Consider the following 12,480-nt stretch of genomic DNA (forward strand, 5'->3'; position numbering starts at 1 on the left):
TTAGAATTTGAGATTAAGACCAAAAGTGTACGATTTCAGCAATGGCACGGTAGTTTGGTCACCGCCACTTTCAGGGTCCATCAGCTTAACTTTAGAGAAGGTGAAAGGATTCTGTGCATTGAAGTATACACGTAGTAGTTTAGCCCTGATTCTTCTTCCGATGGGCACTGGCAGCGTATAGCCCAGTTCAAGATAACGTACACGCACAAACGCTCCGTTTATTCTCCAAAAGTCGGAGAAATTGGCATTAGTGCCCGGCGTCGGCGTAAGGCGTGGCCTGGAGGCATTGGTATTGGTTGGTGTCCAGTAATCCAGTTGGGATTGCTGTGGTGTACCGCTCTCGCCTCCTATATTCAATGGAATCGCAAGATTACCAGTATAGAAAAGCGGTGCGCCAGACTCGCCAGAGAATAAGGTAGCAAAATCAAATCCTTTGTAATGGAAACCTAAATTGAAGAAGAATACATCGGTGGGTTCTGTGTTGCCAAGTGGTACCCGGTCGTTACTGTTGATAAGCGTATCACCATTGGTATTGATGAAGTAAACATCACCTGCTTGTTGTCCGCTGAGTTTCATCACTTTTCCGTCTGCAATATCAGCGGCTTGTAATAGTCCCTTGGTCTTATAACCGTAAAATTCTTTCAGAGAGCCGCCTACGTACATAATGGTATTACCACTGATGATAGGCTGGTCGCCGCCGATAAGGTGAAGTATCTTGCTTTTGTTCCTGGTATAACCAATGCCAGCATCGAAACTCAGGTCGTTGTTAATGATTTTACGGTAAGATACTTTCAATTCAGTACCGCGGTTTCTCACGCTACCAACATTAATAGGAGCGCCATTATTATTTTTGCCGATACCGGTAGCACCTGTATAGTTAGGTTGTGGAGTGATGATCATATCGGAAGTCACCTTATCATACCATTCTGCTGTAATACTGAAACCTTTTTTCAGGTTGATGTCTGTACCGATATTCACCTCTTTAACTTTCTCCCAGGTGAGATTAGGGTTTCCTATTACAGTTTCGGTACCGTTGCCGCCATCGATGGTAGTTTGATAGAGGTAAGGATCAACATTATTATTGCCTAAAACTCCCCAGCTGCCTCTTAACTTCCACGCATCTACGAAGTTTACGTTAAAGAATCTTTCTTTATCAATATTCCAACCAACTGCAAAAGACGGGAATATGCCATATTTTTTTCCGTCACCGAAGAGGGAAGACCCGTCTCTTCTCAATCCCGCTTCCAGCAAGTAACGCTGATCATAGGTATAGAAGGCTTTGGCAAAGATGGACCGCAGTGCCACATCTTTCCAGGACTCGTATGTTCTCAATTCCTGTGTATAACCTGCGATTGCATTGACAGTATGTTTACCAAAATCATGTGAGTAATCGAGATTACCACCGAAGTAAAGGTAGCTTTCTCTTGCAGTGAGCGTAGCTGTTTTTACAGTAGGGTAGGTGACGCCGGCAGTACGATTGGTATAATAGTCGAAGAAGATATAAGATTCCTGATCAGCTTTATCAAGGCCGGAAGCTACACGGTAGCTGGCCTGGCCTTTCAGGCTGAGTCCTGGAATGATGTTCCATTGCGGGCGCAGGTTGATGAGTGCTTCATCTCTTGTTTTATTGAGACGTCCACCTTTTTCCAGCATGGCTACAGGGTTCCAGCTTTCACCATAGATGCCGTAGTAGGTATAACCTGGATTATCATCTCTGCCAGGAAATTTAGAAATAATATTAGGTGGTACAGTATACATCCGGCGGTAGATATCTGATGTAAGTCTGTTGTTGGCATAAGGTTGATTTTGTGAACTCCTGGAGGCGAAGAGGTCCATGTAGATGAAGAATTTCTTCGTAAGGTCTACAGTGGTATTACCACGAACGGTGGTACGGGAATAATCGGAGTTTTTCACGTGGCCTTGTTGCCAGGTTTGGTTAATAGCCAGTGAGAACCTGGCAGCAGTATTACCACCAGAAACCAGGATAGAATGTTGCTGGATAGGAATTGATTTTCTGAGCACCAGATCAGGCCAGTTGGTACTGGGATATTTAACCTTATCCGCACCGGAGCCGGTCATCAGGATGGTGGAATCTGAATAGATAGGGTTACCACCAGAGTTGATCATCGCTTCGTTATTCATCTTCATCCACGTGGCCGCATTCACGAAATCAGGCAGGTATTGTGGACGTTGAATGCCGTAATATCCATTGTATTCGATGTTAGGAACACCTGCCACGCCACGTTTGGTGGTGATGAGGATTACGCCATTAGCTGCCCTGGCGCCATACATAGAAGCCGCGGCGGCATCTTTCAATACGGTAATACTTTCTACGGTGTTAGGGTCCAGGTTGTTCATGTCGAAAGGAACGCCATCCACCAATACCAGCGGCGACGCATTCAGCAAGGTTCCTACGCCACGTACACGAATATTGGCCTGGTCTTCTCCTACCAGCCCTGTAGTTTGGGCCACCTGTATACCAGTAGTACCACCCTGCAATGCCTGTGAAAGCTGCGTGATAGGCTTGTTCTTCACATTCTCCATGTTTACGGTACTAACGGAGCTGGCTATATTTTTTACACGCTGTGTTCCAAAACCTGTAACTACTACCTGGTCCAACATTTTGAGATCCTCTCTTAAAGAGATGATCAGGTTGGCCTGTTCATCATTTACAATATATTCCTGTGGCTTATAACCGATCATTGAAATCAAAAGGGTACTACCTTTGGCTACATGTAGTTCAAAAACGCCGTCTACATCAGAGGTGACACCTTTGGTTGTTCCTTTAACTGCAATATTGGCGCCCATCAAAGGTCCGGGAGGATCTTTTGCTTCCAGGATACGGCCCAGGATACGCACCGTTTTTTCCTGCGGAGGCGCAATAGCAGTGCTAAAGGTAGGTGTGGGCGATTGCTTCTTTTTTACTACTACTGTTTTGTCGATGATATCATACATCAGTGGCTGATCTCTGAAACATTGGTCCAGCGCCTGTTTCAACGGAGCCTCTTTAATTGCTATCGTTACCGGCAACAACGTATTTAGCTCTTTTTCTTCGTAGACGATATAAACACCGGCTTGTTTGGCAATTTCTTTCAGTACAGTTTTTAGCTGTTCGTTTTTAGCTGTCAGCGTGATGTTTTGTGATGCGCCGATGGCATATACATTCATTATTGCAAACAATAGCAGTAAGGTGGTAATGCGCATTATCCGCTGAATTTTTCTGCGTTTTTCATAACTGCCTCCCGGCGAGGACAAGCCGGAGCATAGCATACCAGGGTGCTTCGGCCTGGCCGTAGCGCCTGTAGTGAAATTCTGAAACATACATCAATAGAATTTGGTGATAAACTATAGTTGATTAAGATGGATAGATAAATTTCATTCGATTGCAAGTTTTAAACAGTAAGCAAAAGTTCGTGTTTCGAAAAATTTGTATCAGTGGAAAATCAGGTTTGGATCGTGTTTTGGTTGTATCAGCCGGTAGTTATTTTAGCTATTATTTTACGGATATGACGGTTAATTTTCTTCCTTCTAGTGTACAGTGAATATCATACAGCTCCAGTACTTTCAGTACATCATTCAGGCCTATATCTCTACCTATTTGTCCACCGAATCGCTTGTCAGTATTCATGGCAGGGCTGTTCACAATTTCTACATCGTACCATCGGGATAGTTGCCGCAGAAAGGCCGGCAGATCAGTGTTTTCCAATTCAAACTTTCCGTTTCTCCATGCCAGCACCTGCGCTATATTTGCTTTCCGGGTAGTTATTGTTTTCGATGTATTATTCAGAAGTGATTGTTCGCTGGGTTTAAGTTGCTGTTGCTGGCCACCGGCCTTAATAACAACAGCTCCCTGTACAAGGGTCGTATTAGTGGTAGCTTCATCTTCGTAGGACATGACATCGAAACTGGTGCCGAGTACCTGCACATCCATGCCATTGGTTTTTACGATAAAAGGCATGCTGGCATCAGGTTCGATTTCAAAATAGGCTTGCCCTGTTAATGTTACTATTCGTTTATCCTTGAACGTAGTCGGGTACTTTAGCTGCGAGGCGGCATTCAGCCATACGCGGCTGCCATCAGGCAGCGTGACCTGGAATATGCCGCCTTTGGGCGTCGCCAGCTCATTATAGGCGATCATATTGTCTTTGCTGCTATGATTGTATTCCAATGCGCCATCGTGCTGTTTGATGCTGGTAGTACCAATACTTATAACCTGGCTACCGGTGTCGCTTAGTGTCACCTTGGAGCCATCGGCCAGGGTAAGCACTGCTTTGTTTATCGCAGGGCGTATATTGGCTAATGCCGGTATTTCCTTTTTAATCGGCTTATGACGAAATATAGGCCAGGCAATGCATAAGGCGCCAATGGCTGCTGCAGCCCACCATAAATACTGATATTTAGGCCGATGATCAGCTATAGAAACTATAGGAATATTGGTATGTTGTTGTATCGCATCCCATAGCCGGTCAGATGTCGCTGCTGGCAAGGGCTCCCCTGATTCCATCTCTCTTTCAAATTCCTGTGCAGACAGTTCTTTCAGTGCATGCGTATCACCGGATTCCAGGTATGCTTGCAACCATTGTTCTTCTTGCGGCGTTCTGGTGGCCGATTGAAGTATCTGTCTGAGTCTTTCTGTATTATTTTCCAAAAGATGAACTACAGTTTAGTAATAATAGATACAACAGGATAAAAAAATCGGGGGGGTAGTTTAAAAAAAAATTATAAAAAATATAAGAAGAGGAACAAAGTGAGCGACGTATCATAAACAGGATGTTTCCGGGCATAGTCCTTCAGGCTCGCCATTACTTCCCCCAAGTACTCTTTAACAGTATACTTCGAAATCCCCATCAGGCGACCTGTTTCTTCATAGGTTTTTCCTTCCAGCTTACAGAGCTGAAAGACTTTTTTCTTTTGCGGAGAAAGCTGACTGATAGCCACTTCGAGCATTTGAAGCCGCGCTTCTTGCAGATAGCTGCCCGGTTCTGTATCTGATAACAACAACGCCAATTGCTGCCTGCTTTTTTCCCGCAGTGATTTTTTGAGATGATTAACCGTACGATTAAATGTTACCGTGAAAAGCCAGGGCCCTAAGGGCTTCTCCAGATCAATATCTTTACGCTTTTCCCAAAGCGTAATAAATACCTCCTGGATAATATCTTCCGTTTCGCCGGCCGACTTTAAAATGAAAAACGTTTTGCGGTAAAGTGCATGGTGGTATTTATCATACAGCCCCTTAAATGCTGCCTGATCATTGCCGGACAACCTAATCAGGAGTCCTCTTTCATCGTGGATGTCAGGTGTGTTTATCAATAACTGGAATTCTGGTAATTTCCAAAGTAATTAAAAAGATAAATATTAACCTGATAGTCTATTGCTAAAAGCTGATAGTGGATTGTGATTTTTGAATAAATGACAACTATTTCGTGCTACCGTAACAGTGATAGGATAAAACCGCTAAACCCCGATGCGATTGACATCGGAGTGCAAAGGTGATAATTACAACCAGGTAAAAACAGCCAGGGATATTTTTCAGGTGTCATAACTATATCGACTATACTGAATTTCAGCAACAGGACTTGCACCTGTTTTACCTGCCCCCAAGGAAGTAGCCCATGACTACGACACTGGTTGTAAAGAATATTAGAAGGGTAAAAAGCCTGTTAAGTCTTTTTTTTAGCGAAGTATCTCAACAGTACGACACCTTCTTTAATTTTAAGGTAACATTATAATGGATGGAAAGCGGCAGGGCTACAACTGTGATGAGGTGATGGCAGCTTTTGCTGCCGTCCATTCGGGATATGAAGTATCTCACCACAACGGCACCTGCCGCTTAGAAGGGTAATTATTTCAGCAAGTCGGGTTTCTTTAAAGTGAAGTAACTCGCTGATCCGACACCTTCATTTTTTTAAAATGGCAGAAGTTAATGACTTCAGGGGTCAACAAACAACAGACTACAAAGTAATGCTGTTGATATGTTCGAGCGCGTCTGCACCGTTTTCCAGGGCTTCCAGCACTTCAAATACTTTATCACTCCAACCTGCGATGAGGTTCACATCATTCTCCCTTACATCCACTGGCACTTTTCCATATCCCACCAGATCGAAGAGGTACAACTTTGCATGAGGCGCGATCTTTTTATAGCTGCTCCAGGCGGCTTCCAGCGACTGATCGTTTTTGTCGTCCCAGAGCTGGCAGTCAGTAAACATCATTACCTTATCAGCAACGTATTTACGATTGGTCAGGTCTTCTATTACTTTATAACCATAAGTAGCATAACCCACTTGACCTTCGCGGCGATAGAATTCATCAACGCTGGCAAGGATTTGATTGGTTGGCAACTGGATGATTTTCCACTTATCTCCAAACATTCCACTTACCACATGCTGCGATTTATATTGCAGCAACATTCCCAACATCAGGCCTATATCATAGTTTAGTATTTTACTTTTTGCAGATATCGGTTTTAGCATAGAACCAGATACATCGCAGGCTATCACTACACGTGTATTGGCATCGAAGCCTTTCATGTTGGCTACGCTGGCTTGCAAAGCTTTTTCCAGCGCCTGCTGCACCTTTCCGGTAAGGCCGTGTGGTACTGCTTTCAGTTCACGATAGGCCGCCAGGAAACGGAATGGTAGTTGTTTGGAATGCTTTACTGCTATTGGGTCTGCCAGGGTATCACATACTTGCTGTATCAATTCAGGGCTGACATCTGCCTGTAACATATTTCGCAGGTTACGCATCATAGCCATATATCCCAGCGATTTATCCCTGATAAGAGCTTCCCAGGTAGCTTTGATGGCTGCGTTTTTAGCGACTTCCGAACCATAGCGCTGCTGTCCGACAGCAGATAAAGCCGTTTCCCAGGTGTAAGGAACCGCTAACTGTTGCTGCGCAATTTTATTGAACAACCGTTGCTGCGCCTCATCTTTAGGCTTAGGATGCACCAGAAACAATGCGTCACGTAAGGTGATGGCAGTGTCGCGGTTATATTTTGCAAACTGGTATTCGTCGAAACGGTTGAAAGAGGCCGATAAACCTTTTTGTAACTGCTTGCTTAATCCCGCTAATTGCTTCGTTTGTACGCGGCCGTTAGACTGCGCATAACAGGCCAGCAGCTCCGTGATTTCATCTGCACGCTGCACTACTCTGGCTACAGTTTTACTAACCAAAGCATCACCTTTATGACGCTTCGCCAGCTCCACAGTTAAAGCCATTGGTATACTACGCAGATACATCTTTTCACGGGCATATATCGCCAGTTTGGCTATAAACGCAGGATCTGCTTCCTGAATCAGGGCTTTGATACGATCCACACGCGCAGCACCACTTTCGTAGAACTGATCACTCAATGAAGACGTTACAACGCTGCTGTAAAGCTCCATCTCAGTATTCAGTGCATGTGCTTTGAACCCCTCATGATTGGTAACCCTGTCGTTCCATCTTTTCATTAAGTTAAATTTCATAGCTTTTTGTTTTTGTGTGATTGACGATACAAAGATGTCTGTCCATGTGCGCAGTCTTTTTGCGCAGATGATTTTTTTTATTATTTTTCAGAAAATTTTTAAAAAATGCCCGTAAACAGAAATGCCCTCATAAGATATAAAACCATTGATGTATGCCTTAGGAACCGCCGTCGCCGCTGGACTTTAGAGGATATCATCGACAAGGTGTCAACGGCCTTATATGATTATGAGGGTATAGAAAAGGGTATTAGCCGCCGCACCATCCAGGCAGATATACAAATGATGCGTAGTGATAAGTTGGGATACAATGCGCCCATCAGTATAGTGGAAAAGAAATATTATATCTACGACGACCCTGACTATAGTATTACCAATATTCCCCTGAGTGATCATGATCTTAGTAAGATGACCGAAGCGGTAGAAGTGCTGAAGCAGTTCAAGGGCTTCTCTCATTTTCAACATCTCAATGAGGTGGTACAAAAGCTGGAAGGACATATATATGCCTCTTCCCATAACCAGCGTACTATTATTGACTTTGAGAAGAATGACCGCCTAAAAGGTTTGACGCACCTCCATGCAATTTATGAGGCCATCGCTAATGAACAGGTGCTGGAACTGAGTTATCAGTCGTTTAAAGCAAAAGAACCCAAATGGATGCAGTTCCATGCCTCCTGGTTGAAAGAGTTTAAAAACAGGTGGTTTGTTGTGGGTAATATCCAAAAACAGGAAGTACTGTCCACTTTGGCACTAGATAGGATTGTGGAGTTGAAAGTAAATAAACAATTACTTTACCGGCCCAAAAATGAAGGTCATACTCCCGAAACATATTATGAACACACTATTGGCGCCACGGTGATGCATACCGATCCTACACGTGTAGTCATTGCTGTTAGAGGGGAGCATATACCTTATGTAGCTACAAAACCCATGCACAAGAGTCAACGAATCCTTGAAACGACCGAGGATGAGATGATCATAGAGCTGACGGTAACATTGAATTTTGAATTGGAAAGAGAAATACTAGGTTATGCAGATGGTATGCGGGTAGTAGAACCGGCACAGCTACGTAAGCGCATTCATAATAAACTGCAGCGAGGTGCTGACCTCTATTGATCTTGCTGTAAGCCAATAACAGCCGTGGTCTTGTTTTGAATTTTGAAATAAATCCTGCATCTTCGGCATTCCTATATCAGATTATGAAAGAATATACTTATCCAAAATGGTTTAAAATTGTGATGACAATTTTAGCCGGCGCAATGTTGGTGGCTTTTATCACCGGAGGCATATTAATGTTTATAGATCCTAAGTCTATCGCGGCCACTGTATTTTTAGAAATTGTTTTTGTAAGCATGTCCGGCGTTATGATTTTCGCACTAAATGATTTGTTTTCTACAATTTCCATTGACCAATATGGTATTAAATATCGATCTAGATTTTACAGCAGAGAATTATTGAACAACGAGATCCGCACGGTTTTACCAATAAAAAATGGTATGAAGCTGAAAGGCCTCGCTGGTAAGCGTTCTGTCACTATATCATCCTACCTGAAAGATTACCAGGAGATTATTGCCTGGGTAGAGCAAGTGACCAAAGTCCGTAATCCAACTGAAGATCATACTACTGAAGAAGAGTACAATGATGCTATTTCTGCGATAGATCCGAGCGTGGTTGACACTAAAACGAAACTGGCAAAGTATTTTAACATAAGTATTACCTGCGTTTCTTTATTAATTGCTGGATTACTCTTTTTTACTGAATATAACTATGCATGGTTGCTTTACCTGTTATTTTCGTTGAATGGTGTAATGATCATAGCCATCTGGTATTTCCAAGGTATCCTTATGCTGGATGCGCCAAAAGATTCTGCTGGTAGTAGTGCTATGATACCATTAATGATCATAAATTTTGTATTGTTTTTTTATACCCGTCATTTACGTGTATTGGATTACGTTAGTTTGTGGAAGATTATTGGTTTTGTATTGTTTTTACTGCTGATCCTTTTTATGAATGCTGTTAAAGAATTCACGATTAAGAAGCAACGTAAACTGATTTTCATCATTGCATTTATGGTCATGACAATGGCAGGAACATTCGGTGTAGTGATGTATACAAATAATTTCCTGGATATATCCAATCCGGTAGCTTACAAAACGAAAGTGCTTTCAAAACACGTGTCTACCGGCAAAACCGATACTTATTATCTAAAGGTAGATGGTTGGAAACCAGGACAGGAGTCAGAAGAAATCTCTGTATCCAGTGCCTACTACAATTCAGTAGAGATAGACGAGGAAATAAGCGTACTCGAACGCGCTGGATTCCTGCAGATTCCATGGATGCAATTCGAAGGAGAATAACATCATCAATCCTTAATATTCGTTAAATTTAGGAAGGCCAAAACTTACGGTGATGTCCATTCCTGATTTCGATTTTAATACCTCGCTGAACCAGTCGCCCATACTGGAAAACTATAATTCATTCTCCAGCAATCCTTTACTGCAGCAGCTGTTGAAGGTTTGGGGTGGCGACTGGCTCCTGCCTGCCGCCACCGATTTTGGCGCTGTCATGGGCAGTGCAGCGATGCAGCAGGCGGGCGCCCTTGCTAACAAATACACGCCTGTATTACATACGCACGATCGTTTTGGCAATAGAGAAGATACTGTAAGCTTTCACCCGGCCTATCACCAGATGATGGACGTTTCCATTCGCAATGGCGTGCATGCTATTGCCTGGAATAGTAAGCGCCCCGGGGGCTACATGGCACATGCCGTGCTTTCTTATCTCAAACAACAAATAGATGAAGGTACCAGTTGTCCGCTTACCATGACGTTTGCTGTAGTGCCTTCGCTTCAACTGGAACCGGAGATTACAAAAGCCTGGCTACCACTGGTATTATCCAACAGTTATGATGCCCGTCATCTCCCCTGGTTCCAAAAAACAGGGGTTACTTTTGGTATGGCGATGACCGAGCCTCAAGGTGGCAGCGATGTACGCAGTAATATCACCTTTGCCGTTCCTAACGGCAACGCCTATAGGATTACTGGCCGCAAATGGTTTTGCAGCGCCCCCATGAGCGATGCCTTCCTGGTGCTGGCCCAAACAGAAAAAGGACTGGGATGTTTTCTGGTACCGCGTTTCCTCCCGGACGGTACTAAAAACCAGCTTTGGTTCCAACGGCTAAAAGATAAGCTGGGTAATAAGTCCAACGCTTCTTCAGAAGTAGAATTCCACGGCGCATGGGCTCAAATCATCGGAGAGGAGGGAAGGGGTGTCGCTAATATTATGGAGATGGTAAGGCATACCCGCCTCGACTGCGCCATCGGCTCTGCTGCCACTTTACAGCGCGCCCTGGCAGAAGTGATTCATCACTGCCATTATCGCAAAACTTTTGGTAAACTACTAATAGATCAACCGTTGATGCAGCAGGTGCTTGCTGATCTCTGCCTGGAGTCTATTGCTGCCACCACGCTGGCTTTCAGACTGGCAAAAGGATTTGATGCGGCTGCCGGTGATGAAGCTGAAATGCACTTTATTCGTATAGCCACTGCTGTTGGTAAGTTCTGGAATACAAAAAGGGCGGTACTCGCCATGGGAGAAGCGTTGGAATGCCTCGGAGGTAACGGCTACGTGGAAGAGTCTGTCCTGCCGCGCCTATACCGCGATGTACCGGTAAATGCCATTTGGGAAGGCTCTGGGAATATTCAGGCGCTGGACATCCTGCGTTCTATGCAGCGCGAGCCTAAAAGCATGGAGGCTGTCATGCATTATTTTGAGCAGGCTAAAGGGCAGCATCCACAGCTGGATAAACATATTACTCACTTAAAAGCACTGCTGCAAGACCAGCAATCGCTGGAGATGAATGCCAGGAATATCGCCACACATATGGCTTTGGCCATGCAGGCTATAGAATTGATACATATTGCACCTGCCGACATAGCAAATACATTTTGCGATAATCGTTTATCCTCCAATCATGGCAATATGTGGGGAACGCTGTACATCAACTCCGCAACCGCAGCAGCCATCATTGCCTATACGTTTAGATCTTCGTGAAACTGATATATTGTACAAATCTTGGTACCTTATCCCTGTTGGCGGTGGCGCAATGTGGTAAAGTATGCTGCCACAATACAATATCGCCTTTTTTGCCAGGCACTTTTACCGTGCCAGGGTGCTGTTTGATGGCATATTGTGCTTCTACAAATTCCGGAAACCCCGCGATATAATTTTCATACTGGTGTTGGAAACCAGGTATAACCTTTATGGGCCCACGTTCTTCGGGTACGTCTTCCAGGTAAATCAGTCCTTGTATGTAAAGAGATACTGGCTGTTTGGGATCTATATCCCAGTGAATATTTTCATGCCTGAATCGCCAGGATGCCGTTTCTGGTGGATTATAACTCACCTTTTCTGTATTGGCAATTAGCTGTGAGGTGCCATACAATTCTGTAAACAATTGTTTCAGCGGTGGATGATTTCTGATGACAGCAATGGCAGGATGCTGATACAGCTGCAACATCAGCCCATGCCAGCTGGGTTCATTTGGATACCAGGTGGCTGATTGGCCTACATCAACGCCCAAAGCACTGCATATAAGCCCGGTCACATCATCGCAGTATTGGTCTGGCACTAGGCCGCTCACTCGTAGATAACCATTGGCTTCCCAAAATGCAAACTGCTCTTCAGAAAGTATAGTTGTAGTGATGGTTTCATTGACAGTATTTTGAGCACTACCAAGCCACGCTTCATATTTCGCTGCAGCTTCCTGCAGAAAGGCCGTGCCTTTGAGCGCTTCCAGCCATTCCCTGAAATGCTGTTCATCATTGCAGGCAGTGTATAAAAAACTATAGGTTTCAAATGGTCCCAGCTCTGAAAAGCTCATCCAACGCGTTTCATAGTACGCGAAGTTGTCGAATACCGGTTCAGGAAGATTAGACTTACGGGCCAGATGTGTGGCCACCATCGTTTGGAGAAAAGCGTTATAGGGCATAAGACTTCGAAGATAATAAAAAGGAGT

General features: G+C 44.1%; 8 protein-coding genes. 3 read left to right on the forward strand and 5 right to left on the reverse strand.

The window, feature by feature from the left end; all coding sequences use genetic code 11:
- From ACE38W_RS05710 to ACE38W_RS05725, 4 genes are all read right to left on the reverse strand, one after another.
- A complete protein-coding gene (locus ACE38W_RS05710) occupies positions 1–3,321 on the reverse strand; it encodes a TonB-dependent receptor (protein ID WP_375829393.1) in 3,321 nt (1,106 codons plus the stop codon).
- Positions 3,322–3,493: 172 nt separating this feature from the next.
- Positions 3,494–4,648, reverse strand: a complete 1,155-nt coding sequence (locus tag ACE38W_RS05715) for a FecR family protein (RefSeq protein ID WP_375829395.1) — start codon at positions 4,646–4,648, stop codon at positions 3,494–3,496.
- A gap of 71 nt (positions 4,649–4,719) precedes the next feature.
- Positions 4,720–5,310: an RNA polymerase sigma factor gene (locus tag ACE38W_RS05720; RefSeq protein ID WP_375829396.1), complete on the reverse strand. Its 591-nt coding sequence runs from the start codon at positions 5,308–5,310 to the stop codon at positions 4,720–4,722.
- A 641-nt stretch (positions 5,311–5,951) separates the two neighbouring features.
- Positions 5,952–7,466, reverse strand: a complete 1,515-nt coding sequence (locus tag ACE38W_RS05725) for a TROVE domain-containing protein (protein ID WP_375829398.1) — start codon at positions 7,464–7,466, stop codon at positions 5,952–5,954.
- A gap of 105 nt (positions 7,467–7,571) precedes the next feature.
- Between ACE38W_RS05725 and ACE38W_RS05730 the strand changes: the two genes are divergently transcribed.
- The 3 genes from ACE38W_RS05730 (at position 7,572) to ACE38W_RS05740 (ending at position 11,516) form a co-directional block, all read left to right on the forward strand.
- Positions 7,572–8,579 carry a helix-turn-helix transcriptional regulator gene (locus tag ACE38W_RS05730; protein WP_375829399.1) on the forward strand — a complete coding sequence of 336 codons (1,008 nt, stop codon included), beginning with the start codon at positions 7,572–7,574 and terminating at the stop codon, positions 8,577–8,579.
- 119 nt (positions 8,580–8,698) lie between these two features.
- Positions 8,699–9,820 (forward strand): hypothetical protein, encoded by a 1,122-nt coding sequence (locus ACE38W_RS05735; RefSeq protein ID WP_375829400.1) that lies wholly within the window; start codon positions 8,699–8,701, stop codon positions 9,818–9,820.
- A 52-nt stretch (positions 9,821–9,872) separates the two neighbouring features.
- The gene (locus ACE38W_RS05740; RefSeq protein ID WP_375829401.1) at positions 9,873–11,516 is read left to right on the forward strand and encodes an acyl-CoA dehydrogenase family protein; all 1,644 of its coding nucleotides are present in this window, start codon (positions 9,873–9,875) and stop codon (positions 11,514–11,516) included.
- Here ACE38W_RS05740 and ACE38W_RS05745 read toward each other — a convergent pair.
- Positions 11,503–12,453, reverse strand: coding sequence for a phytanoyl-CoA dioxygenase family protein (locus ACE38W_RS05745; protein WP_375829402.1), 951 nt, complete (start codon positions 12,451–12,453; stop codon positions 11,503–11,505). The two genes, ACE38W_RS05740 and ACE38W_RS05745, sit on opposite strands and share 14 nt — an antisense overlap.
- Positions 12,454–12,480 lie beyond the last annotated feature (27 nt).

Source organism: Chitinophaga sp. Hz27 (assembly GCF_042263525.1).
GTDB lineage: Bacteria > Bacteroidota > Bacteroidia > Chitinophagales > Chitinophagaceae > Chitinophaga.